This window comes from Gallaecimonas zhanjiangensis (assembly GCF_057624825.1).
The window spans coordinates 742,315-766,558 of record NZ_CM172603.1; the positions used below are offsets into that span (position 1 = coordinate 742,315).

24 protein-coding genes are annotated in these 24,244 nt (G+C 58.0%); 12 read left to right on the top strand and 12 right to left on the bottom strand.

Annotated elements, in window-relative coordinates:
• The first annotated feature begins 11 nt into the window (after window positions 1-11).
• Together thiL and AC22G1_RS03510 are read left to right on the top strand one after the other, a co-directional pair.
• Complete coding sequence (thiL, locus tag AC22G1_RS03505) at window positions 12-980, top strand: thiamine-phosphate kinase (protein WP_417362165.1); 969 nt, start codon at window positions 12-14, stop codon at window positions 978-980.
• Window positions 977-1,465: a phosphatidylglycerophosphatase A family protein gene (locus AC22G1_RS03510; protein WP_417362163.1), complete on the top strand. Its 489-nt coding sequence runs from the start codon at window positions 977-979 to the stop codon at window positions 1,463-1,465. The genes thiL and AC22G1_RS03510 overlap by 4 nt, the downstream gene beginning before the upstream one ends.
• Window positions 1,466-1,481: 16 nt before the next feature.
• Here AC22G1_RS03510 and AC22G1_RS03515 read toward each other — a convergent pair whose 3' ends face one another.
• Window positions 1,482-2,837: a GGDEF domain-containing protein gene (locus AC22G1_RS03515; protein WP_487315534.1), complete on the bottom strand. Its 1,356-nt coding sequence runs from the start codon at window positions 2,835-2,837 to the stop codon at window positions 1,482-1,484.
• A gap of 543 nt (window positions 2,838-3,380) precedes the next feature.
• On the opposite strand from AC22G1_RS03515, the gene AC22G1_RS03520 reads away from it, so the two are divergent.
• The gene (locus tag AC22G1_RS03520) at window positions 3,381-6,242 is read left to right on the top strand and encodes a TonB-dependent receptor plug domain-containing protein (protein ID WP_487315535.1); all 2,862 of its coding nucleotides are present in this window, start codon (window positions 3,381-3,383) and stop codon (window positions 6,240-6,242) included.
• Between the two features lie 94 nt (window positions 6,243-6,336).
• On the opposite strand, the gene dxs is transcribed toward AC22G1_RS03520, so the two are convergent.
• The 3 genes from dxs to AC22G1_RS03535 are packed head-to-tail and all read right to left on the bottom strand — an operon-like array spanning window position 6,337 to window position 9,336.
• On the bottom strand, window positions 6,337-8,199 hold the full coding sequence (gene dxs, locus AC22G1_RS03525) for a 1-deoxy-D-xylulose-5-phosphate synthase (RefSeq protein WP_487316682.1): 1,863 nt from the start codon (window positions 8,197-8,199) through the stop codon (window positions 6,337-6,339).
• Window positions 8,200-8,218: 19 nt separating this feature from the next.
• Complete coding sequence (ispA, locus tag AC22G1_RS03530; RefSeq protein WP_487315536.1) at window positions 8,219-9,100, bottom strand: (2E,6E)-farnesyl diphosphate synthase; 882 nt, start codon at window positions 9,098-9,100, stop codon at window positions 8,219-8,221.
• Entirely contained in the window at window positions 9,097-9,336 is a 240-nt protein-coding gene (locus tag AC22G1_RS03535) for an exodeoxyribonuclease VII small subunit (protein WP_487315537.1), read from the bottom strand. Before AC22G1_RS03535 ends, ispA begins: the two co-directional genes overlap by 4 nt.
• Before the next feature lie 178 nt (window positions 9,337-9,514).
• Between AC22G1_RS03535 and pomA the strand changes: the two genes are divergently transcribed.
• The 3 genes from pomA (at window position 9,515) to thiI (ending at window position 12,751) form a co-directional block, all read left to right on the top strand.
• On the top strand, window positions 9,515-10,279 hold the full coding sequence (gene pomA / locus AC22G1_RS03540) for a flagellar motor protein PomA (RefSeq protein WP_487315538.1): 765 nt from the start codon (window positions 9,515-9,517) through the stop codon (window positions 10,277-10,279).
• Between the two features lie 3 nt (window positions 10,280-10,282).
• Entirely contained in the window at window positions 10,283-11,221 is a 939-nt protein-coding gene (locus AC22G1_RS03545; RefSeq protein WP_487315539.1) for a flagellar motor protein MotB, read from the top strand.
• A 78-nt stretch (window positions 11,222-11,299) separates the two neighbouring features.
• The gene (gene thiI / locus AC22G1_RS03550; RefSeq protein WP_487315540.1) at window positions 11,300-12,751 is read left to right on the top strand and encodes a tRNA uracil 4-sulfurtransferase ThiI; all 1,452 of its coding nucleotides are present in this window, start codon (window positions 11,300-11,302) and stop codon (window positions 12,749-12,751) included.
• A gap of 28 nt (window positions 12,752-12,779) precedes the next feature.
• Here thiI and AC22G1_RS03555 read toward each other — a convergent pair whose 3' ends face one another.
• From AC22G1_RS03555 to AC22G1_RS03590, 8 genes are all read right to left on the bottom strand, one after another.
• Complete coding sequence (locus AC22G1_RS03555; protein ID WP_487315541.1) at window positions 12,780-13,586, bottom strand: ketopantoate reductase family protein; 807 nt, start codon at window positions 13,584-13,586, stop codon at window positions 12,780-12,782.
• Window positions 13,574-13,918 (bottom strand): VanZ family protein, encoded by a 345-nt coding sequence (locus tag AC22G1_RS03560; protein ID WP_487315542.1) that lies wholly within the window; start codon window positions 13,916-13,918, stop codon window positions 13,574-13,576. The genes AC22G1_RS03555 and AC22G1_RS03560 overlap by 13 nt, the downstream gene beginning before the upstream one ends.
• 75 nt (window positions 13,919-13,993) lie before the next feature.
• Window positions 13,994-15,238, bottom strand: a complete 1,245-nt coding sequence (locus AC22G1_RS03565) for an AmpG family muropeptide MFS transporter (RefSeq protein WP_487315543.1) — start codon at window positions 15,236-15,238, stop codon at window positions 13,994-13,996.
• Between the two features lie 67 nt (window positions 15,239-15,305).
• Window positions 15,306-15,662 carry a hypothetical protein gene (locus AC22G1_RS03570; RefSeq protein WP_487315544.1) on the bottom strand — a complete coding sequence of 119 codons (357 nt, stop codon included), beginning with the start codon at window positions 15,660-15,662 and terminating at the stop codon, window positions 15,306-15,308.
• 70 nt (window positions 15,663-15,732) lie between these two features.
• Window positions 15,733-16,224, bottom strand: a complete 492-nt coding sequence (locus tag AC22G1_RS03575; protein WP_487316683.1) for a peptidylprolyl isomerase — start codon at window positions 16,222-16,224, stop codon at window positions 15,733-15,735.
• A gap of 134 nt (window positions 16,225-16,358) precedes the next feature.
• Window positions 16,359-17,318 carry a hypothetical protein gene (locus AC22G1_RS03580; RefSeq protein WP_487315545.1) on the bottom strand — a complete coding sequence of 320 codons (960 nt, stop codon included), beginning with the start codon at window positions 17,316-17,318 and terminating at the stop codon, window positions 16,359-16,361.
• 37 nt (window positions 17,319-17,355) lie between these two features.
• On the bottom strand, window positions 17,356-17,895 hold the full coding sequence (locus tag AC22G1_RS03585) for a YajG family lipoprotein (RefSeq protein ID WP_487315546.1): 540 nt from the start codon (window positions 17,893-17,895) through the stop codon (window positions 17,356-17,358).
• Window positions 17,892-19,007: a methyltransferase gene (locus AC22G1_RS03590; RefSeq protein WP_487315547.1), complete on the bottom strand. Its 1,116-nt coding sequence runs from the start codon at window positions 19,005-19,007 to the stop codon at window positions 17,892-17,894. The genes AC22G1_RS03585 and AC22G1_RS03590 overlap by 4 nt, the downstream gene beginning before the upstream one ends.
• Between AC22G1_RS03590 and AC22G1_RS03595 the strand changes: the two genes are divergently transcribed.
• The 6 genes from AC22G1_RS03595 (at window position 18,990) to AC22G1_RS03620 (ending at window position 24,241) form a co-directional block, all read left to right on the top strand.
• Window positions 18,990-19,643, top strand: a complete 654-nt coding sequence (locus AC22G1_RS03595; protein WP_487315548.1) for an alpha-ketoglutarate-dependent dioxygenase AlkB family protein — start codon at window positions 18,990-18,992, stop codon at window positions 19,641-19,643. The two genes, AC22G1_RS03590 and AC22G1_RS03595, sit on opposite strands and share 18 nt — an antisense overlap.
• Before the next feature lie 38 nt (window positions 19,644-19,681).
• The gene (gene bolA / locus AC22G1_RS03600; RefSeq protein ID WP_487315549.1) at window positions 19,682-19,999 is read left to right on the top strand and encodes a transcriptional regulator BolA; all 318 of its coding nucleotides are present in this window, start codon (window positions 19,682-19,684) and stop codon (window positions 19,997-19,999) included.
• A 281-nt stretch (window positions 20,000-20,280) separates the two neighbouring features.
• Entirely contained in the window at window positions 20,281-21,618 is a 1,338-nt protein-coding gene (locus tag AC22G1_RS03605; protein ID WP_487315550.1) for a Na(+)-translocating NADH-quinone reductase subunit A, read from the top strand.
• A 2-nt stretch (window positions 21,619-21,620) separates the two neighbouring features.
• On the top strand, window positions 21,621-22,823 hold the full coding sequence (locus AC22G1_RS03610; RefSeq protein WP_050660244.1) for an NADH:ubiquinone reductase (Na(+)-transporting) subunit B: 1,203 nt from the start codon (window positions 21,621-21,623) through the stop codon (window positions 22,821-22,823).
• Window positions 22,816-23,616 (top strand): Na(+)-translocating NADH-quinone reductase subunit C, encoded by an 801-nt coding sequence (locus AC22G1_RS03615; RefSeq protein ID WP_487315551.1) that lies wholly within the window; start codon window positions 22,816-22,818, stop codon window positions 23,614-23,616. The genes AC22G1_RS03610 and AC22G1_RS03615 overlap by 8 nt, the downstream gene beginning before the upstream one ends.
• Entirely contained in the window at window positions 23,609-24,241 is a 633-nt protein-coding gene (locus AC22G1_RS03620) for an NADH:ubiquinone reductase (Na(+)-transporting) subunit D (protein WP_050660246.1), read from the top strand. Before AC22G1_RS03615 ends, AC22G1_RS03620 begins: the two co-directional genes overlap by 8 nt.
• The last annotated feature ends 3 nt before the right edge of the window (window positions 24,242-24,244 follow it).

Sequence of the window (24,244 nt, forward strand, 5' to 3'; positions counted from 1 at the left end):
GCTTTTTATTGATGGCAAGCCGTGAATTCGCACTGATCGACACCTATTTCAAAGGCAAGGGCCACCAGCGCAAAGACGTGGTGCTGGGCATTGGCGACGACTGCGCCCTGCTCGCCGTCTCCGACAGCACCCTGCTGGCGGTGACCACCGACACCCTAGTGGCCGGCGTCCACTTTCCCCTCGACACCCCGGCCCGGGCCGTTGGCCACAAGGCGGTGGCGGTAAACCTCTCCGACTTGGCCGCCATGGGCGCCGAAGCAGCCTGGGTGTCTCTGGCCCTGACCTTACCTGATGCCGACGATGCTTGGCTGGCCGAATTTGCCAGCGCCGTAGTGGAAGTGTGCGACTACTACGGCGTGACCCTGGTCGGGGGCGACACCACCCGCGGCCCGTTGTCGGTTACCCTCACTGCCCAAGGTAAAATTCCGGCTGGCAAGCAGCTGACCCGCAGCGGCGCCAAGCCCGGCGACTGGCTTTATGTCACCGGCACCCTGGGCGATGCTGCCCTTGGCCTGGCACTGGTACAAGGCCGGGAGCAGGCCAGCAGCGATCACCACGAGTTTTTGGTGGGTCGCCTTAACTACCCAACCCCAAGGCTATTGGCCGGCCAGGCCCTGCGCGGCGTGGCCTCTAGCGCTATTGATATCTCCGATGGCCTGGCCTCCGACCTTGGCCATATCCTCAGTGCCAGCCACTGCGGCGCCAACCTGTTCCTGGATAAGCTCCCCCTGAGCCAGGCCCTGCTGGGCACCATGGCCCTGGAAAGTGCCTGGCAGTTGGCCCTTGGCGGCGGCGACGACTACGAGCTGCTCTTTACCGTGCCCGAAGCGCAAAAAGGCGCCCTGGACACCGCGCTGGCCCATTGCGGCGTCAAACACAGCTGCGTTGGCCAGCTGCGCGGCGGCGAGGGCATCAGCTACCTCAATCACGGCCAGACGGTGGAGCTGGATGTGCGGGGTTATGAGCATTGCTGGTCATGAGCGCTGCGCCTAACCCGGTGAAACGGCTTAGCCTGAAAAACCCCTGGCATTTCCTGGCCTTGGGTTTTGGCTCGGGGCTGGCGCCCAAGGCGCCGGGTACTTTTGGCAGCCTGGCCGCCATCCCGGTGTTTTTGCTGCTAAGCCCCTTGCCCTGGCTGGCTTATCTGGCCCTGACCCTGGTGGCCATCTATGGCGGCGTTTATATCTGCGCCCGTGCCAGCCGCGACATGGGGGTGCACGACCACAGCGCCATCGTTTGGGACGAAGTGGCCGGCATGCTCATCACCCTTTTTATGGCCCCTGTTACATGGCAATGGCTGCTGACCGGCTTTTTGCTGTTCCGGTTTTTTGACGTGCTCAAACCCTGGCCCATCAGTTGGTGCGACCGGCATATTCACGGCGGATTTGGCATCATGATTGACGATGTGCTGGCGGGCTTTTTGGCTTTCGCCTGCCTGCAGGGATTGTTGGTCTGGCTGGGCTGAAGGGCAATGCTGGCTTTTAAGCCGGCATTGCCGCATTTTGCGGGCTTGCTTTGCACACCTTATTACGGCCCCCGTCCTTGGCCTGATAGAGCGCCATATCGGCCCGGCGCAATAGGTCGCTGATACTTTCCTTTGCCAACAGCTCTGCGGCCCCTACTGAAATGGTCACTTCAAGGCGTTCGGCCAGGTCGGTAAAATCGGCGTTGGCAATGGCCGCGCGCATCTTCTGGGCTACCGCCACGGCGTTTCTGGCCGGGGTATCCGGCAGCAGCAATACAAACTCCTCTCCGCCCCAACGGGCCACCACGTCTTCACGGCGACTGTGACTTTGCAGCAGCAGGGCCAAGCGGCTTAGCACCTTGTCTCCGGTGCCGTGGCCGTGGGTGTCGTTGATGCGCTTGAAATGGTCGGCATCGACGATGAGCACTGACAGCGGATGGCCATGGCGGCGGCTGCGGGCCAGCTCCACCTCGGCTCGACGCTCCAGGGCGTAGCGATTAAAGGCGCCGGTGAGCGGGTCCCGAGTGGCCAGCCGCTCCAATTGGCGATGGTAATTGCGCCTGCCTCTGTCCATTTGCTCGTAGAGGATGGCGGAAGTGGCGATGAGCATGGCCATGGCCTGGCTTACCGAGACGATCAAGAGCCCAAAGGAGACATCCGGCGCCTTTTTCGCGGTGTTGACCAAAAACAGCCCCAGCAGGAAGGGAATGGCCATCCCCAGCAGCAACTGCACTCGCGCCACCCGGCCTCCGGCCCAGGGGCTGAGAATGGCCCGTACGCCACCGCGATGGGCGCTTTTCAGCAGCACCGCCACCGACAGCGGCGTGGCCATCAGCACCGTAGTGACCGACATCTCTCCGTAAAAACGCTCCAAGCCAAAGGCATAGCCCGTCATGGCTACCTGGGGTACGGCAAAGCTCAGCAGTGCAAATAGCTGGGAGATTCGCGGCAAAAAGCGGTGATAGGCCAGCACCCCGGCAGCGGCCGCCCCTAGGCAAAAGGCGCTGTGAAAGCCAAAACTGACCGGGCGGCCCAACTGGTTGATGGCGTCGAGCTCCGCCTTAAAGGGCACCAGCGCCGAAAGGGCTGCTTCGCTTGGCAATAGCAACCGCGCCAGGCACAGCAATAGCGCCAGCATGGCCAGCAGCAACCCTTGCCAACTGCCCCGCTTGGCCATAAGTGCCATACCCAGCAGCAGCACGCAGCTTGCCGTAAGCGGGTGAGACCCGGGGCCTTGCAGCACTGGCCTTATCAATTGATTGAGATGCAAAGGGTAGGCGGTCAGTACCAACAGCGCGCTGACCATGGCCAAGGCCGCCAGGGGTGTGGTCAGCGACAGGCTGAAACGGATGAGGGGGTAGTGTCGGGGCATTTTGCCGGGCCTTTAGCAAATTCTGTGCTGCTGAGAGTAGAAACTTCAGTGCCAAAGTACAGGGTGAATTGGTATTAGGGTATTCATATATGCCTGATCAGGATTTTTTGTTTTTATGTTGCATGTTTTATTAATTAGAAAATGGTGTTGTTGTCTGTTTATTGATCGGGAAATGGTTTTCCTTGATCAAAAAACAATCTCGCGGAGGTTGTTTTAAAAAAACACTCCATGTTGATGTACATCTAATCTCTATTTTTAAGGTATTTATTTCTCTGTGGTTTTTATCTTGTTTTAACTTGTTTCTAATTGTTTCAATGTTCGCCTTTAGATGCGTGACATTTGTTTTAGTTCTGACTAATTTTTTATATTTCATTGACTTGCGTTGTTTGTGGTTACTAACGGCACGGCTGGTGCATCGTTTTTGTGATTAAGGATAAATTGTTTACACCTGTATGGGCTTTCACTAATTTCTTACCTGCCGTCATCTTTATTTTAAATTTGTTTTGATGACGTAAAAATAAAATCAATAACAGGGAGATGTGTGTGAAAACCAGTCAACTTTATCAGGCGATCAATAAAGCATTAGCTATCGGTATATTCGCGTCAGCCATTATTCCCGTTCATGCTGCTCTGGCAGGTGAAAACGACGATGCCAATGCCAGTGCGCAAACCGAACGTATCGAAGTGACTGGCTCCAGGATCAAGCGAATGGGAGCCGTTTCGCCAACGCCACTAACCGTGATTAGTGGTGACGTGCTGCAAAATATGGGTATTACCAACGTCGGTGAGCTGCTCAACAAGCTACCCCAGTCAACCGTTGGGATCTCCCCTGAAACATCCAACAACACCGTTTTTGCCAGCGGCCTCAACCAGACCGACCTGCGTGGCCTGGGTGCAGAACGTACCCTGGTACTGGTCAACGGGCGTCGTTTTATCGGCGGTTCTGCCGGTGATAATGCCGTTGACCTGAACAACATTCCGTCCACCATGATCGAGCGCATCGAGATCATCACCGGCGGCGCCTCTGCTGTTTACGGCTCCGATGCGGTGGCAGGGGTGATCAACATCATCACCCGCAAGAAAACCGATGGTCTGGAAGTTGACCTCTCCTATACCCAGCCCGAGCAAAGTGGTGGTACCGAGAAACAGTTTTCGCTGGCTTATGGCACCGACAAGCTGTTGGACGGCCGTGCCAGCGTGATGCTGAGCGCCGTTTACGCCAAAGAAGATCAAATCCGCCAGACCGACCGCGACTTTACCCGTAACCCAGTAAGTGCAATTGATAACATTGCCAACACGTCGAACTCGGACGGTATTCCTAGGCGTATTGCTTATACCGGCCGCAAACCGCTGTCTTGGATCAATGAGGCCGGTACCTTCGAGACCGCCAATGGCAACCAGTACACCTGGGGTAAAGACGGTAGCTTCCGTCCATTCAACTTTGGTGATGGCAAACTCGCAGGTTCTGATAAAAGCACTAACCACAACTACTGTGCCGGTGGCTGTGAAGGGTACGATCCGGTCGACTACGGCATCATCAAGACTCCGCTGGAGCGCCAGGCTTATAACCTGAACGGCGAGTTTTCGCTGAATGACAGCACCCAGCTCTTTACCGAGTTGAGCTACTCCAGTTACAAGGCCTACGGTGAAAGTTCGCCGGTATTCCACAAGAACATTCCTCTTTACGCTGACAACGCCTACTTAAGCGATGAAGCAAGCCAGATCATTGCGGGAGAAGAAGACGGTGTGGTGGGTGTTAACCGCATGGATACCGAGTTTGGCAACCGTGAGTACCACCAAAAACGCGATACCTGGCGCGCGCTGATTGGTATCAAAGGCTACATCGGTGATTGGGATTACAGCCTGTTCTATCAAGAAGGGCATCTGGAGCAGAAAACCCACTGGACAGGCCAGGTATTTGACGACCGCTACTATCAGGCCTTTGACGCCGTCCGTGATGGCAATGGCAATATCGTTTGCCGTGACCAAAGTAACGGTTGTGTACCCATGAACCTGCTGGGCCAGGGCCAGGCCAGCCAGGAAGCGATTGACTGGGTAATGACCGACGCCAATCGTAAGGCCAAATCCGAGCAGAAGAATGCCGGTTTTGTAGTGAGTGGCGATCTGTTCGAGTTGCCCGCCGGTGCGCTGTCTACCGCCATTTCTGGTGAATGGCGCCGTGAACAGGCTCGCACCACGCCAGACCAGAACATGGTGGAAGGTAAGATCTTCGGTAACAGCTCTTTGCCCTCTTATGGCGCTTACGAGGTTACCGAACTGGCGGCTGAGTTCGAGGTCCCGCTGCTGTCGGATATATTCTTGGTTAAAAGCCTGGATTTGAGCGCGGCCTACCGCTACATGGATTACACCTCTGTGGGGACCAATGATGCGTGGAAGCTGGGCCTGAACTGGGCGGTGACCGACGATCTGAAGTTGCGTGCCACCAAGTCCAAGTCAGTGCGGGCACCAACTGTCAGTGAGCTTTACGATCCCAAAGGTCAGACTTATTCAAGCATTACTGACGTTTGTGACCAACAGCATATCGGTGCGTCAGAGGCCAGTCAGTATCGCGCCGCCAACTGCCATCTGGCAGGTTTGCCCGAAGGCTTTAACCCCACCGATAACTGGTACCTCGGTACCCGTTCCGGCTATAACGCCGGTAACCCGGATCTGAAAGAGGAAACCTCTGACGATTACACTTTTGGTGTGGTTTATACCCCCAGCTATGTCGAAGGTCTGACCCTGACCGCCGACTTCTGGAGCTTTGACATCAAGAACGCCATCAACACCATTGCTGTCGATACGGCGGTTAAATACTGCTACGACTCTGAAAGTCTCGATAACCCCTACTGCTCACGCTTTACCCGTGACAGTGTCACCGGCGACATCGTTGACTACGTCCAATCGCCCATCAACGTGGCAACCTACAAAACCAAAGGTGTGGATCTGGAATCCGACTACAGCCTGTCTACCGACGGCTATGGCGATTTCCGTATCAACCTTATTGCGACCTATGTGGACGACTGGCGCTACAATCCCACCGGTTTCGCGTCAGACCTGGATGTGGACGTGGGTGAGTACACCAATCCCCGTTGGAAAGCACGCTTCACCACCAGTTGGACCTACGACAGGCTGACCCTGAACGCTGTGGCCAAGTATCGCCACCATGCCGTTGTTGACCGCACCTACACCATCGAAACAATCGACTACAACAACATTCCGTCGCAGACCGTGTGGGACTTCACCGGTTCCTACCTGCTGATGAGCGACAAGTTGCAGCTGCGTTTCGGCGTGAAGAATGCCTTCGACAAGGCGCCGCCTCGTAACCCTGTTACCTATGATGGTGCGGGTTACTACGACACCCTGGGCCGTGCTTACTTCCTGGGCGCGAACTATCGCTTCTAAGGCAAGTAACTGGCTGTTAAAAGTGGCGCTTGCGCCACTTTTTTTATGCCAATAAAAAGGCCTGCAAAGCAGGCCTTTTGTATTCAAACCGACGTTACGCCAGCCTGGTTCTTACTTGGCTAACAATCCCTTTGGCATCCAGTTGCAGCTCTTCGAGGATCTCGCTTTGGGTGCCGTGTTTGATGAACTCATCCGGCAGGCCCAGCTGCAACAAGGCGGTGGGGAGTTGGGCTTTGTTGAGGTGCTCGGCAACGGCCGAACCGGCGCCGCCCATGATGACGTTTTCTTCCAGTGTCACCAGCAGCTCATGGCTGGCGGCCATGGCTTCTACCAAGGCGCCGTCCAGGGGTTTGACAAAGCGCATGTCACAGACGCTGGCATCCAGCTCCTCTGCGGCTTGCAGTGCTTCTGTGAGCAGGGTGCCGAAGGCGAGGATGGCCACTTTTTTGCCGCTGCGTACCTGCTCACCCTTGCCGATGGGGAGGGCGGTCATGGTTTTGTCTACGCTGATGCCGGTGCCACTGCCTCGGGGGTAGCGTACGGCGGCAGGGCCGTTGTGCTGGTAACCGGTGTAGAGCATCTGGCGACATTGGTTTTCGTCGCTTGGGGTCATAACCACCATGTTGGGGATGGCCCGCAGGTAACTTAAATCAAAGGCGCCCTGATGGGTGGGGCCGTCGGCGCCAACAATGCCGGCGCGGTCGATGGCAAACAGCACCGGCAGGTTCATGGTGGCCACGTCGTGAATGAGCTGATCGTAGGCGCGCTGCAAAAAGCTTGAGTAGATGGCAACAACGGGCTTTAAGCCTTCGATGGCAAAACCGGCGGCCAGGGTCACGGCGTGTTGCTCGGCTATGGCCACGTCAAAGTACTGGCCGGGGAATTCCTGGCTGAATTTGACCATACCCGAGCCTTCGCGCATGGCCGGGGTAATGCCCATCAGTTTGGGGTCCTTGGCGGCCATGTCGCACAGCCAGTCGCCAAAGATGGCCGAGAAGCTGGGTTTGCCGCCCTGGGATTTGGGCAGGCAGTCTTTAGCCGGGTCGAACTTAGGTACGCCGTGATAGCCAATGGGGTCTTTCTCGGCAGGGGCGTAGCCTTTGCCTTTTTTGGTCATCACGTGCAGCAGCTGCGGCCCTTTGAGGTTACGCATGTTGCGAAGGCAATCGACCAGGGCGTCTACGTCGTGGCCGTCGATGGGGCCGATGTAGTTAAAGCCAAGCTCTTCAAACAAAGTGCCCGGTACCACCATGCCCTTGAGGTGTTCCTCGGCCTTTTTGGCCAGGGCCTTGATGGGAGGAATACCGGACAGCATCTTCTTGCCGCCTTCACGAAAGGAGGTATAGAGGCTACCTGACAGCAAACGCGCCATGTGTTTATTGAGGGCGCCGACGTTCTCGGAGATGGACATCTCGTTGTCATTTAGCACCACCACCATGTCGGTACCGACATCCCCGGCGTGGTTCATGGCCTCAAAGACCATGCCGGCGGTCATGGCGCCGTCGCCAATTACCGACACCACCTTGCGCCCGGCGGCTTCCTTCTCGGCGGCAATGGCCATGCCGAGGGCGGCGGAGATGGAGGTGGAAGAGTGGCCTACCGACAACACGTCGTACTCGCTCTCTTCCCGCCAGGGGAAGGGGTGCAGGCCATTCTTCTGGCGAATGGTGCCCATTTGCTCGCGCCGGCCGGTCAATATCTTATGGGGGTAGGCCTGGTGGCCTACGTCCCAAACCAGCCGGTCAAAAGGGGTCTGGTAGATGTAATGCAGGGCGACGGTCAGCTCCACGGCGCCAAGGCCGGAGGCCAGGTGGCCGGAGGATTGGCTGACCGACTCCAACAAATAGCGGCGCAGCTCGTCGGATACTTCCGCGAGCTGGTCTTGAGGGATCTTACGCAGATCCTCAGGAGAGGAGATGCCACTTAACAGCGGGTAATTTTTGTTATCGATGCTCATCATTGCTTTGCTGGCGCGATCAGCGCTCTCGAGTGATGACATAGCGGGCAAGGGCCGCTAAATGCTCGCTATTGTAGGGTAATGAAGCCAAGCAGGACAGCGCTTCGTCTACCAGAGTCTGGGCTTTGGTTTGGGCCTGGTTCAGTCCAAGCAGGGCCGGGTAGGTGGCCTTGTGGTCCCGCTGGTCCTTGCCCTGGGTCTTGCCGAGGGTTTCGGTGTTGGCGGTGACATCCAAAATGTCGTCTTGAACCTGAAAGGCCAGCCCCAGTTTTTCGGAAAAGGTGGCCAGGGCCTCAACGTGCCCAAGCGCACTGCCAGCCATCAGCGTTGGCATCAGTACGCTGGCGCGGATAAGGGCGCCGGTCTTGTGGGCATGTACCTGCTCAAGGGCCGCCAGGCTCAGGGTCTGGCCGGTGGCGGCCATGTCCATAGCCTGGCCTGCCACCATGCCCTGGTAACCGGCCGCCTGAGAAAACAGCACCAGCAGGGCTTTGAAGTCATCAATGCTGGCCACCTGGCACTTGGCCAGTTCTTCAAAGGCGAGCGCTTGCAGGGCGTCACCGGCCAGGATGGCGGTGGCTTCATCAAAGGCGACATGCACCGTCGGTTGGCCGCGGCGCAGTTCGTCGTCGTCCATGGCGGGTAAGTCGTCATGAATAAGGGAATAGGCGTGGATACATTCGACCGCTGCCGCCATTGGGTCCAGGCGCGGCTCATCCAGCCCCAGCATGGCGCCGGTGCTGTAAACCAAAAAGGGCCTGACCCTTTTGCCGCCCAGCAGCAGGCCGTGCTTCATGGCGGCCTTCAAGTTGGGGGCCAGGGCCGGCAGGCCATCAATCAGGGCGCCAAGATAGCCATCGATGCGCTGGCGATAATGCTGCTGTTGCTCGGCAAGAGTCATGCGTCGGGCTCGTTTTCAAAAGGGGCCAGGGTCTGGCCGTCGGCCAGCAGCATCTGCACTTTTTGTTCGGCAGCCTTGAGCTTGTGCTCGCTTTCACGACTCAACGCCACCCCGCGCTCGAACTGCTTTAAAGCCTCGTCTAGACTGAGCTCACCTTGTTCGAGCTGGGTCACTACCGCTTCCAGTTCTTTGAGGTTTTCTTCAAAGGTCATGTTTTCCGGCTGTTTTTTGGCCATCTTTTACCCTTAAGTCCTGGTGGCTGTCGGTCGATGAAGGTCTGGGCGCACAAATTACTGCCTAGCTTGCCTGAACGCAAACTTCTGCCCTTGTTCATCCGTTATCATCAGGCAAGAATAAACACGCTGTTGGCTAGATAGTCATTCTAATGGCGTAAAAAATCAGGAGAGGCTTACCTTGGATCTTGCAACACTTATCGGTCTTATTGGCTCCTTTGCCTTCGTTGTCATGGCAATGGTGCAAGGTGGCTCGCTGAGCGCATTCTACGACACCCCTTCTGTGCTTATCGTGATCGGCGGTTCCCTCTGCGTAGTGTTGGTCAAATTCAATATGGGCCAGTTCTTCGGCGCCACCAAGATCGCCATGAAGGCGTTCATGTTCAAGCTGGAAAAGCCCGAAGAGTTGATTGAGAAGGCGGTCGAGATGGCTGATGCCGCCCGTAAAGGGGGCTTTTTGGCCCTGGAAGAAGCCGAAGTCAAAAATAACTTTTTCCGTAAAGGCATCGATCTGCTGGTGGATGGCCACGATGTCGATGTGGTTAAAGAAAACCTCAACAAAGACATCAACGAGACCACTGAGCGCCACGAGCGCGGTATCTCCATCTTCAAGGCCATGGCCGACGTGGGCCCTGCCATGGGGATGATCGGTACCCTGGTGGGGTTGGTGGCCATGCTCAAAAACATGGACGACCCCAAAGCCATAGGCCCGGCCATGGCGGTGGCCTTGCTCACTACCCTCTACGGCGCCGTGCTGGCCAACATGGTGGCCATTCCCATCGCCGACAAGCTCAGCCTGCGCATGAATGAAGAGATGCTCAACCGCCGCCTTATTCTCGATGCGGTGCTGGGGATCCAGGCCGGCCTTAACCCCCGCGTTATCGAAAACATGCTGAAAAATTACCTGGCCGAGTCCAAGCGCCAGGTGAAGACCACGGACGAATAAGGCATGAGTGACGATACTCCCAAGTGCAAGTGTCCACCGCCCGGTCTACCGGCCTGGATGGGCACTTTTGCCGACCTGATGTCGCTGCTGATGTGCTTTTTCGTGCTGCTGTTGTCGTTTTCGGAAATGGACGTGCTCAAGTTCAAGCAGATAGCGGGCTCGATGAAGTACGCCTTCGGGGTGCAAAACCGCATCGAGGTCAAAGACATTCCCAAGGGCACCTCGGTGATCGCCCAGGAATTCAGCCCCGGCAAGCCGGAGCCGACCCCCATCGAGACGGTGCAGCAGCAAACCATGGAGATGACCCAGCAGAGCCTGGAGTTCCAGGACGGCGAAAGCTCTTACGTTGGCGGCGAGAATACCCAACGCGACAACAAAATGGGCGGCGAGGCCAACACCAGCGGCCAGCAAAGCAGCGTGGAGCAGCCCGAGCAGGAGCAGCCCCAGGACCCTGAGCAAATGAAGGAGCTGGCCAAGAACATGGCCCAGGCCCTGAGCTCGGAGATCAAAGACGGCGCCATCGAGCTTGAAGCCCTGGGTCAGCAGTTGGTTATTCGCATCCGTGAGAAAGGATCTTTTCCTTCGGGCTCGGCGTTCTTGCAGCCGCAGTTCCGGCCCATTATTCGTGAAGTGGGCGCGCTGCTGAAAAACGTACCCGGCGAGATAACGGTGTCCGGTTACACCGACGACATGCAAATCAGCTCCGAGCTGTACAGCTCAAACTGGGATCTGTCCATCCAGCGGGCCTTGGCGGTGACCCATGAACTGTTGAAGGTGCCGGGGCTGGACCGCAACCGCCTGGTGGTGCGCGGTTTTGCCGACACCCACCCGTTAGTGCCTAACACCTCGGCGCTGAACCGGGCCAAGAATCGCCGGGTGGAAATTGCCATCAACCAGGGCAAACCCAAGTTCAGCGACGAAATTCCTGCCGGTTCACACTAACTAACGGCGGCGCTGGGGTGAAAGCGCCGCCTATCAAGCGTATAATCCGCACGCTTTTGCGTCAGTCAGGGTTATCTCGTGAAGTTCATCATCAAGCTCCATTCGGAAATCACCATTAAGAGCAAGTCGGTCAGACTGCGCTTTATCAAGCTGTTGGAATCCAATCTGCGGGTAGCCGTGCGCCGGGTGGAGGAAGAAACCAAGGTGGACCGCTTCTGGGACAAGTTGGAAGTGCGGGTGCCGGACAGTGCCGACCGCGCCGCTGTTATCGAGAAGATTTGCTCCACCCCCGGTGTGGCTCACGCGCTGGAAGTGTCCCAGTTTGCCTTTAACGATGTGCACGACATCTACCTGGTGGCCCAGCAGGCTTGGGGCCACACCCTGGCTGGCAAAACCTTCTGCGTGCGGGTGAAGCGCAGCGGCAAGCACAGCTTTACCTCCATCGAGGTGGAGCGTTATGTGGGCGGCGGCCTTAACCAGAACAACGCCACCGGCGGTGTGCGCCTGAAAAACCCTGACGTGACCCTCAATATCGAGATTGAAGACGACAAGCTCTATCTCGTGACCCAGCGCCACCCGGGACTTGGCGGCTTCCCCATCAAAACCCAAGAAGACTTGCTGAGCCTTATCTCCGGTGGCTTTGACTCAGGGGTGGCCAGCTACCAGGCCATTCGCCGGGGCTCGCGCACCCATTACTGCTTTTTCAACCTCGGCGGCAACGCCCACGAGATTGGCACCAAGCAGATGGCCTATCAACTGTGGGACCGTTTCGGCGCCTCGCACCGGGTGAAATTTGTCACCGTGCCTTTTGAAGGGGTGGTGGGGGAGATCCTTGAGAAGATTGACGACGGCCTGATGGGGGTGGTGCTCAAGCGGATGATGATGCGCGCCGCCGCCAAGGTAGCCGAGCGCATGGGGATCCAGGCGCTGGTGACCGGCGAAGCGGTAGGGCAGGTGTCCAGCCAGACTCTGACCAACCTCACCGTGATTGAGCGCAGTGTCGACACCCTTATCCTGCGGCCGCTGATTTTCACCGACAAGCAAGAGATAGTGGACACCGCCCGCGCCATTGGCACCTTTGAAATCGCCGAGACCATGCCGGAGTTCTGCGGCGTGATATCCAAAAGCCCCAATGTCCGCGCCGATATCAAAAAGGTGGAAGCCACCGAAGCGGACTTTGATTTTGCGGTGCTGGACCAAGCGCTGGAATCAGCCAAGGTCATGGATATTCGTGATATCGCCACCGAATCCAGCCAACAGGTGGTGGAAGTGGAGACTTTCGCCCTGGTGCCTGACAACGGCGTTATCCTCGATATCCGCGCCCCGGATGAAGAAGAAGACAAACCGCTGGAAGTGGCTGGGGTCGAGGTCAAAACCATCCCCTTCTACAAGCTCGCCACCCAGTTTGGCGACCTGCCCAAAGAGCAGCTCTACTATCTCTATTGCGCCAAAGGCGTGATGAGCAAGCTCCAGGCCCTGTACCTGCAAGAGCAAGGCTTTGACAACGTCAGGGTCTATCGCCCCCACTGAAAAAAAGCCCGGCGACTGCCGGGCTTTTTTAATGTTCGGCCAGCGCCGTTATCTGCTGCCAAAGCGCCAGGTGGCGCGGGGTGTTAAGCCCGTGCATTTGCGCTTTTTGGCAAAGATAACCGTTGATGGCGTCAATCTCGGTGCGCCTGTGGGCCAGGCGGTCAGCCAGCATTGACGAGGTATTGGCGGCGGTGGCTTCAGCCACGGCAAGGATCTGCGCCAGCAGGGCATCTTTTGTAAAGGCCTGCCCTTCAGCGGCCAGTACCGGCAGCATTTCTGTGACCAGAGCCGTTATCTCGGCCCGATAGGTATCTGCCAGCAAGGCGCCGTTGGGCACCTTATCGCGGGCGGTCAGCGGGTTTATCACCGCGTTGATGGCCAGCTTTCGCCAAAGGGGCGTCAGCACCGCTTCAAAACACTGCGCCGGCGGTAGTGCCAGGTTGAGAACGTGGTGCACCAACCCCAGCTGCGCCTTGCTGCCCCGGTAATGGCCGTACCAGCATTGGCCACGGCCTGTCATCTGAACACCCCCTTCGCTTTTGCGGGCGCCATAAGTGGTGGTGCCCAGGTAAAGGGGGTTGCTCACTAGCTCGGCCAGGGCTTCATGGGGGCCAAGGCCGTTACAAAGCAGCACCAGTGGCACGTCACAAGGCGGTGACAGGGCGGCCACCGCCTCTTTAACCTGATAGCTTTTGGTGCAGATAAGCCACAGCTCGGCGTCGCTTTTTTGAGCCGGCTCGCGGCCTTTGAGGATGACCTCTTGGTCTGCCTTTCTCAGGCGCTCGGCCACCAGGCTGCCGATGGCGCCTGCGCCCAATATGCCTACTTTGGCCATTTGCGTACTACCCACACCAGGCTGTAGGCGATGGCGACACCGACCATGTCGGCGCACCAGTCATAGAGGCTGGCATCGCGGTAGGGCAGATACCACTGCACCAGCTCGATGAGGGCGCCGTAGGCCGCCAGGCCCAGCCATTGGGGGATGAGATAACGGCGCCAGGCGCCGTAGGTCAGCAGGCTCAACACAAAAAAGGCGGTGGCGTGCATGGTTTTGTCGCCACCGGGTTGGGGATAGCTGCTTTTGGTAATGGCAAAAAGCGCTGTGGTGAGCAGCGCCAGTGCCAGCAGAATTTGATAGGTTCTAGGTGAGAGCAGCACAGCCTGCATCCGGTCTCCGTTGTTCGATTCGCGCCAGTCTAACCTAGTGGCTGGCGCCTTGCTCAAGGGTGAACAAAGTGTTGCTCAATCCTGGCTACGGGCCCAAGGGGCGACCTTGGGCAACATCAACAAACCGGGGATGGCCACCAGCGCGCACAGCATAAAAAAGTGCACCCAGCCCATTGATTCCACCATGTAGCCGGTGGCGGCGTTGGCGATGACCCTGGGAACGGCGGTGAGCGCTGTCAGCAGCGCAAGTTGGGTAGCCAGGTAGGTGCGGCTGGCCTCGCGGGCGATATAAGCGGTCAGGGCCGCCGCCCCCAGGCCCACCCCTAAGTATTCGGCTCCTACCACCCCGGCCAGCCACCACAGATTGCGGGCTTCGGGGTTAAGAGAAGCGAGCAGGGCATAACCGAAGATACTGGCGCACTGCACCACTCCGAACAGCCACAGGGAGCGGTTGATACCGACTTTGAGCATCACCAGGCCACCGATGAGGCTACCCACCAGCACCGGCCACAGGGCGGCGTGCTTGGCCACCAGGCCTATCTCCGACTTGCTGTACCCCATGTCCATATAAAAGGGGGTTTGCAGCGCCACCGCCATGTTGTCACCGAGCTTGTAGAGCACCATGAACACCAGCACCGCGATGGCATGTTGCACCCCGTGGCGGCTGAAAAAATCCTTGAAGGGTTCCACCACTGCCTGCTCCAGGCTCATGGGGTGGCGCTCGTGCGCTGGCTCTGGGGCAATGGCGGTGAGCAGTAACCCCACGCCCATAAAGGCGGCGGTAATTAAAAACACCGTGGACCAGGGGAGGTGGTCGGCCAGGATCAACGACAAGGAGCCCGGCACCAGCCCCGCCAGGCGGTAGGCGTTAATGTGCACGGCATTGCCAAGGCCCAATTCCTGGTCAGAGAGGATCTCCCGGCGAAAGGCGTCGATAACGATATCTTGCGAGGCGGAAAACACCGCCACCAGCACGGCGGCGACGATCACCATGCTTAGGCCGTTTTGCGGGGAGATAAAGGCAAAGGAGCCCAAGGCCAGCAACAAGCCCAGTTGGGTAAGCAGCATCCAGCCGCGGCGCAGCCCCAAAAGCGGCAGCTCGAACCTGTCCATCAGCGGTGACCACAGGAACTTCCAGGTGTAGGGAAATTGCACCAGGGCAAAAAGCCCTATGGTGCCTAAATCGACCTGCTGATCCCTGAGCCAGCCCGGCACCAGTTGGAATAAAAAGAACAGCGGCAGGCCGGAGGCAAAACCGGTTAAAACACACAGCATCATGCGGCGACTGAATACCAGTCGCCACCAGGGTTGGTCTGTCAATGGAAGTCCTTGCTCAAACAGGGCCGGTGGCCTGGCAAGGTAATCACAACTGCCCTGTCAGGTAAACCTAAAGCGCCGGGGTGGACAGGTTGGCAGGCAGGGGGGCAGAGGGCAGGCGCAGAAAATCCATGCGGCTGGTCAGTTGCTGGCGCAGTGCCATGTGCCCTCTTAACTGGTAAGGCGCGTGGCGGTGCATCATGCCCAGCAGATCCCAGAACACCCTTTCTTTATCACTGGGGGTAGCGGTCTTCGGCTGGCCCAGGGAGAGCCAGCCTTCCATCAGATCCCAAATGCCGTTTTCCAACTCTTCGGTGCTGAGGCGGTAGGCCAGCAGACCATCGGCAAGGGCCAGCAGCTCAGGCACTTTATCGCTGATAAAACGGGTCAAGGACACATTGGTTTCGCTAATGTATGCATTAATCATCTGCTTCATTGTAGAGGCAGAAGTTAAGGGCATAGCGAAAAAACACTCAGTTTTGAATTTCTTCACAAACTCAAAACTGGGGCTTCATCAAGGTGACTTTTTTCAGCATGACCGGCGCCGTGGGCACATCAGGCGAACTGATGGCGCTGTTGTATTCGGTGGGTACGGTTTCAATTTTCTCCAGTACGTCCAGGCCGTCCATTACCTCACCGAACACCGTGTAGCCCCAGTGGCGCGGGCTTGGGTCCAGGCCATCGTTGTCGGCCATGTTGAAGTAAAACTGGCTGGTGGCCGAGTGGGGGTCGTCGGTGCGGGCCATGGCGATGGTGCCCAGGCGGTTTTTAAGGCCGTTACCCGATTCGTTGAAGATGGGCTCACGCTCTTTGCGGGCGTTGTACTTCAGGTCGTAGCCGCCGCCTTGTACCACAAAGCCTTTAATGACCCGGTGAAACACGGTGTTGTTGTAGGTGCCGTCCACCACGTAGCGCAGGAAGTTGTTCACCGTGATAGGCGCCTTGGTGCGGTCCAGCTCCACCACGATATCGCCCATGCTGGTTTCCATCTTCACCTGGGGAAAGAGGTTATCCGGTTGCAGATCGTCGGTCTTGATGGTGGCCGCTTGGCCAAGGAAGCTGGCCAGGCACAGGCAGGCGGCGAGAAGCCTTCTCATGGAATTCTCCGGTCTTGAAAAAGGGCTCAGGTTAACGGGGCCTTGTTGAAAAGCCAATGCTCGGTTGCCAAGCGCATGGCGCCAGCGCTTGGAGACAGCCCTGCCTTGATGGCCTGCCAGTTGAGGTTGTGCCTGAACCAAGACCACCTTGAGGCGGTGTCGGGCACGGGAGGAAATAGGGCCAGCTGCGGCTCTAAGTGAGGAAGCGACCACAGGTAGAGTTCAATACCTTCTCGCGCTGCTTTACCCAGCCAATACCAGCGCCAAAGCTCAGCCTTGAGGGCCTCTGGCGTACTGTGTTCAAGGTGGTTTAGCCGAAGGCGCTGGCGGCGAAGGCCGTCTTCGCTGCTCCCCAGTAGCCATTTGGCCAGGCGAGTGGCGGGAGGTGGGCTGATATCGCCCAGGCCTTCGTCGGCCATGCGCCAGGGCAGGGTGGGGCGCAGTTCTTTGCCTTCGGCCGGTTGCAGTTTGGGGTAAGGGTAGGCGCGGCCATCGAGCCAGTATTGGCCGCAGGGCAGTACCTTGATGTCTTCAAAGTACAGTTCGTTGCCAAGGGGGGCGCCGAGGGTCAGGCAATCAAAAAGGGTGTCGGGCACCAATTTTGCCGGCGCTAAATCCAGCAGCAGCGCCGGGTTGGAGCTGATGGCCCAGCTTTGGCCCAACTGACGTTTAAAAAGGGGTACCAGGCCCCTGGCATCAGAGCTGGCCAGGTAGCAAGGCCCGATAGGGGCGAGCAGCGCAAAGGGCCCCTGGCAGGCGCCAAGGTGGCCAAGGGGTTTTTCCAAGAGCGCCGGTAGCGTTTGCTCGGGAACCGGTTGGCCCACTACCAACGCTTCTCCCACCAGTGCCTGGGGGCTGCTGGCAAAGAGGATAAAGGGGCCATGGCGCTGTAACCGCGACTCGGGCCACAGCCCTTGCCAGCGGGCCAGGCAGTCTTGGATGGCGGCGCTGGGGAGAGGATCGAAGATAAGGGCGACAGATACCATGGAGGTCAATAAAAGTAGGTTCTGCCGCCAGTGTAGCTCAGGCCGAGAACAGGCGGGTGAGCTCGGGATCATTAATCAGCGAACTCATGTTCTGCTCCAGCAGGTTGTTGAGCTCCTGCTCCAGGCGGCCAAGGTCGGGGCCCAGGGGCGCCTCGAAACTGCCGGTGCTGGTAAAGCGTTTGGTCATGGTTTGGCCGTCACGCTCGGCATAAGCCTCCATCACCACTTTTTGCTTGCTGCTATGGCTGGCCATGCCTTCGGTGACCACCGCTTCAACACTGATAAGCCGCACCGATAGCCGAGCACCGGTGCCGGGCTGCACGCTGTAGCCGTGGGCTTTGAGCCCCTGGCGCAGACGGCTGGCCAGGCGCTCATCTAGGCCTGGGTCGCTGCTGACATTGCCCTTGGGCAAAAAGAGCACGGTTTGGTCGGCCCTGTTGTCCTGAAAATCAAAACGAATGGGCACCAGGCTCGATGAGGCCTGGGTGACCGCCGGCGCTTGCGGGTCGAGCCAGGCGGTTTTGGGCAGGGTGGCGCAGCCGGCCAGCAGCAGGGCGGTCAGAAGCAGGTATCTCATGAGGTTCTCCTTTTTATGGTTCTTAAAATCACGAACTTGCGGTCTGATGCCACCACCTTGCAGCCCCCGAACAGACGCTTGAGCTTGAGGTGGTAACCCAGGTGCCGGTTGCCGACTATCCACAATTCTCCGCCGGGGCGCAGCACCCTGAAGGCGTCTTTGAACATCTGCCAGGCTATGTGATCGGTAATGACCTGTTGCTGATGAAACGGTGGATTGCACAGCACCAAATCGACGCTGCTGGCGGTAAAGCCCCTGAGGCAATCGTTGGCGATACAGTCTGCCTTAACCTCGGGAAGGTTCTGTGACAGGTTGTGGCGAGCCGAAGCGACCGCCAGATAGGATTCGTCCACCAAGGTGTAATGGGCGTCAGGATACTGGCTGGCCATCATTAGCCCCAGCACGCCGTTGCCACAGCCAAGGTCGACCACCTTGTCAAAACGGCCCTGGGGCAGGTTGGCCAGCATCAGCCTGGCGCCGATATCGAGACTTTGGCGGGAAAAAACGTTGGCAAAGTGGCTCAAGGTAAAGCCGCTACCCTCCAGCGGCCAGCTAAGAGGCGGCGGCAATGGCAGCGGCGCTTTACCGTCGCTTTGGCAGACAAAGGCGCGGGCCTTTTTCCAGCCCAGCAGTTTGTCGGTTGGGCCGATATGGCGGCTTATCATTGCCTCGGCGCTGGCCGGAATGTCGCGGTCGCGGCCGGCTAGCAGCACTAAAGTGTCTTTGGCCAGTAGCGGCTTTAAGGTTGCCAGCCACAGCTCCAGCAGCGACAGCTGCTTGGGAATGCGGGCCAGCACCAACTGCGGCTCGGCCGGCCAAGGGGCCAGAGGGTCGACAAGCGCGGCCTGGCGGCCAAGGGCGTTGAGGTTGGCGGCGATGGCATTGTGGCTGACCACGGAATCGCTGACGCTGGTGACCTTGAACTCGGCCAGGGCGCAGGTCAGGGCGCCGAAGTTGTCGCCCAATATCAGTATCGGCTTGCTGCTATCGAGCCCCTGGGGCAGTAGACTTTGCAAAAGGTATTCGTCGGCACTGTCAAAGGCCTGCAGATCGTCCTTGGGGTTGCCGGAAAAACGTTGTAGTTGAGGAAGTGTATGGGTAAGGGCGAGCACGGCCAGGTTCCAAAGGACGTAAAGCTGCATTTTGACACATTGCCCCACGCGGTACAGCCTCATCTGCCCCCCGATACGCTGGCGCTTTGGCCGGCGGTGCTCGGTGATGATGAGGCGGCCAAAGCCTTTGAGCTGTTGCGGGCCGAGCTCAAATGGGCCCAGCCCGAGCTCACGGTTTTTGGCAAAAGTCACCCCATACCGAGAATGCAAAGCTGGGTTGGCGATGAAGCGGCGCACTATACTTATTCGTCCAGCGCCTTTAGCCCGCACCCCTGGCACCCGCTACTGCGCCACTGGGCTTATGAGCTGTCGGCTTTTCTGCATCAGCCCTTTAACTCTGTCCTTGCCAACCACTACCGTGATGGTAAAGACCATATGGGCTGGCACAGTGACGATGAAGCCGAGCTGGCACCGGTGATAGCGATGATTAGCCTTGGCGCCGAGCGAGAACTGGCGTTCAAGCCAAGGGGGAAGGGCGAAGGATTCAAGGTGGCGTTGCCCAGCGGTAGCCTGCTGGTGATGGGAGCCGGGCTACAGCAACAGTGGCAACACAGTCTGCCGACCAGAGCGAGGGTGACACAGGGGCGTATCAGCCTTACGTTTCGTCAGGTGTACCCCTTGCATCGGGACCCGTGAGGGCGTACAAACCGACCCTTGCCAGAAGGAGTGAGCCTATGTCCGTTCAGCGTCACATCGAAGACAAGTTGCATGTCGCGTTCAAGCCCGAGCATTTGCAGGTCAGTAACGAGTCCTTCATGCATTCGGTTCCCGCCGATGCCGAAACCCATTTCAAGGTGGTGATCGTCAGCTCCGAGTTTGACGGCCAGCGCCTGGTCAGCCGCCACCGGGCGGTCAATCACACCCTGGCCGAAGAGCTGGCCGGCCCCGTGCATGCGCTGGCGCTCCACACTTATACCCCGGAAGAATGGCAACAATATTACGGCCAGGTGCCAGCCTCTCCTGCCTGTCTTGGGGGATCCAAACTGGGTTAATGAGTCGTAACAGTCTGTTGCGGGGGCTGAAAGGAAGGGACCAAGGTCCCTTTTTTCGTACCTTGTCAGACGGTTCGACTAGACTCTGCACGCGTGGAAAAGTTCCCCTAAGCCGTTCAATAGCCATGGCAACGGCGCGCCAAGGGGTGCTAAAATACGCGGCTTGTAATAAGAGCGAAGTTAAACTTCGACACACAAACGCTTTTTCGCCGCCTTGATCGGTCAACAGTCGGGGTGGCGGTCAGCCTACAGAATTCCCTTAACTGTTGTGCAAAGTGCGTATGATAACCATCAAGAAAGGACTGGACGTTCCTATTAGTGGAGCGCCCGAGCAAGTGATCCACGATGGTCCTGCCATCAAGACAGTTGCCGTCCTGGGCGAAGAGTACATCGGCATGCGGCCGACCATGCACGTCCGGGAAGGTGATCTTGTCAAGAAAGGCCAGATCATTTTCGACGATAAGAAAAACCCTGGTGTCAAATTCACCGCGCCAGCTGCCGGTAAGGTAGTTGCGATCAATCGTGGTGAGAAGCGGGTGCTGCAATCCGTTGTTATCGAAATCGATGGCAACGAAGAAGTCAGCTTCCAGGCTTATGACGCTGGCCAGCTCGGTAGCCTCGACCGTCAGGTTGTGGTTGACCAACTGGTAGAGTCCGGTCTCTGGACTGCCCTTCGAACTCGTCCTTACTCCAAGATCCCTGCGATCGACAGCGCTCCCGGTGCCATTTTCATCTCCGCCCTGGACACCAATCCGCTTGCCGCTGACCCTGCCATCATCATCAAAGAACAGCTCGAGGCCTTTAAACAGGGCCTGACCGTGCTGTCTCGCCTGACCGATGGCAAGATTTACCTCAGCAAGGCCTCCGGTAGTGACCTGAGCGTTTCCGGCGCCCAAGTGGAAGTGCATGACGTCAGCGGCCCGCATCCGGCTGGCTTGGTCGGTACCCAGATCCACAAGCTGTTCGGCGCCTCTTTGCGCCGTGTGGCTTGGCATCTTGGTTATCAGGACGTCATCGCTTTCGGCAAGCTGTTCACCGAAGGCAAGCTCGATAGCAGCCGGGTGATCTCCCTGGCCGGCCCCAGCGTCAAAAAGCCGCGCTTGGTGCGTACCCAACTGGGTGCCAACATCAGCCAGCTGACCAGCGGCGAGCTCACCGACGGCGAAACCCGTGTGGTGTCTGGCACCGTTCTGACCGGTTCCATCGCTCAAGGGGCTCATGACTTCCTTGGTCGCTACCACGTGCAGGTCAGCGCCCTGTCTGAAGATCGCGAAAAAGTGCTCTTCGGCTGGCTGGCTCCTGGCAGCGACAAGTTCTCCGTGACCCGTGCCTACCTTGGCCACTTCGGCAAGAAAGTGTTTGGCATGACCACCACCACCAACGGTTCTCCCCGCTCCATGGTGCCGATCGGCAACTACGAGCGCGTGATGCCGCTGGACATCCTGCCGACCCTGCTGCTGCGCGACATTCTGTCCGGTGATACCGACAGTGCCCAGCAACTTGGCGTTCTGGAACTGGATGAAGAAGATCTGGCGCTGTGTACCTTTGTGTGTCCGGGTAAGTACGATTACGGTTCCTACCTGCGTACCTGCCTGACCAAGATCGAGAAGGAAGGTTAATCATGGGCCTGAAGAACTTCTTGGAAAAAATCGAGCCGCAGTTTGAAAAAGGCGGCAAATATGAAAAGTGGTATGCCCTTTATGAAGCGGCAGCGACCATTTTTTATACCCCTGGTCAGGTAAACCGCGGCCAAACCCACGTGCGTGATGCGATCGATCTCAAGCGCATCATGATCCTGGTTTGGCTGTCTGTATTCCCGGCCATGTTCTACGGCATGTACAACATCGGCCACCAGGCGCAACACGCCCTGGCTGCCGGTTATCACCTGGCCGACGTTTGGCAGGTGGGTCTGTTCCACGCTCTGGGCGGCTCGCTGAGCGCCGACTCAGGCTGGGCCAGCATGATGTGGTACGGCGCCTGCTTCTACATCCCGGTTTATGCCACCGTCTTTATCGTTGGCGGCTTCTGGGAAGTGCTGTTTGCCTCCATCCGCAAACACGAGATCAACGAAGGCTTCTTCGTTACCTCCATCCTGTTTGCGCTGATCCTGCCGCCCACCATTCCGTTGTGGCAAGCGGCTCTGGGCATCAGCTTCGGTGTGGTGCTGGCCAAGGAAATCTTCGGCGGTACTGGCCGTAACTTCCTGAACCCGGCTCTGGCTGGCCGTGCCTTCCTGTTCTTTGCTTACCCGGCCTATATGTCCGGTGACAGCGTCTGGACCGCCGTTGACGGTTTCTCCGGTGCTACCTACCTGAGCCAGGCCGCTGCTGGCCAGCTGCAGTATGTGCTGGACAACAACTGGTGGGATGCCTTCTACGGCAACATCCAAGGCTCCATGGGCGAAACCTCCACTCTGGCCATCCTGATTGGCGGCCTGGCCCTCATCTTCCTGCGCATCGCCTCCTGGCGCATCGTGCTGGGTACCTTTGTGGGTATGGTGGTGATGTCTCTGGTGTTCAACGCCATCGGCTCTGACACCAATAACATGTTTGCCATGCCTTGGTACTGGCACCTGGTGCTGGGCGGTTTTGCCTTCGGCATGATGTTCATGGCCACCGACCCGGTCTCTGCTTCCTTTACCAACAACGGTAAGTGGGCTTACGGCGCGCTGATCGGTGTCATGGTAGTGCTTATCCGTGTGGTCAACCCGGCCTTCCCTGAAGGCATGATGCTGGCCATTCTGTTTGCCAACCTCTTCGCCCCCCTGTTTGACCACTTTGTTGTTCAGGCCAACATCAAGCGGAGGCTCGCTCGTAATGTCTAAAAACAACGAAAGCATCGGCAAGACCATCGGTGTTGTTCTGGCCATCAGCTTGGTGTGCTCGGTGGTGGTTTCTGGCGCCGCCGTGGCCCTGAAGCCGACCCAGGAGCAAAACAAGCGCCTGGATAACCAGCGCCACATCCTCGACGCTGCCGGCCTGCTCAAGCCCGGCATGTCTGCCGCTGAAGTTCGCGCCGCTTATGCCGCTCACATCGAGCCGCGTATCGTCGAGCTCAAGACCGGCAAGTTCGTCAAGGAAGTGGATGGCCAAGATGCTGCTCATTTTGACCAGCGCAAAGCTTCCAAAGATCCCAAGCTCAACACCGAAGTGCCCGCTGACGAGGACGTTGCGTCCATCAAGCGTCGCTCCAACTACGCCTCCGTCTACCTTGCCAAAGATGACGCCGGCCAAGTGACTTCCGTGGTTGTGCCGGTTCACGGTAACGGCCTGTGGTCCATGATGTACGCCTACGTCGCGGTGAAAACCGATGGCGACACCATCTCCGGCCTGACCTACTACGAGCAGGGTGAAACCCCCGGACTCGGCGGTGAGGTAGAAAACCCGGTATGGCGCGCCAAGTGGGTTGGCAAAGAGATCTACGGCAAAGATGGCAAGCCTGCCATCAAGGTTGTCAAAGGTGGCGCTGCCCCCGGCGACAAGCACGGTATCGATGCCCTGTCCGGTGCCACCCTGACCAGTAACGGTGTTCAACACACCTTTACCTACTGGATGGGTGACAACGGCTTTGGTCCTTTCCTGACCAACGTCCGCAACGGAGAATTGAACAATGGCTAACAGCAAAGAAATTAAAAAGGTTCTGCTGGGGCCGCTGCTCGCCAACAACCCCATCGCCCTTCAGGTGCTGGGTATCTGTTCGGCGCTGGCGGTTACCGGCCGTATGGATAAAGCCTTCGTTATGGGTATCGCCCTGACACTGGTTACCGGCTTTTCCAACCTGTTTATCTCGCTCATTCGCAACCACATTCCCAACAGCGTGCGGATCATCGTGCAGATGGCCATCATCGCGTCCTTGGTTATCGTGGTTGACCAGGTGCTGCGTGCCTACGCCTATGGCTTGTCCAAGGAACTGTCGGTATTCGTTGGTCTTATCATCACCAACTGTATCGTGATGGGTCGCGCCGAAGCCTACGCCATGAAGAGCCCGCCGCTGATGTCCTTCCTGGACGGTATCGGGAACGGCCTGGGTTACAGCGCCATGCTGCTGACCGTTGGCTTTATCCGTGAGCTGCTGGGTTCCGGCACCGTGTTCGGTTTTGAAGTGCTGCCGCTGATTAAAAACGGTGGTTGGTATCAGCCTAACGGTCTGTTGCTGCTGCCCCCCAGCGCCTTCTTCATCATCGGCGGTATCATCTGGGCCCTGCGCACCTTCCGCCCCGAGCAAGTAGAACCTAAGGAGTAATCG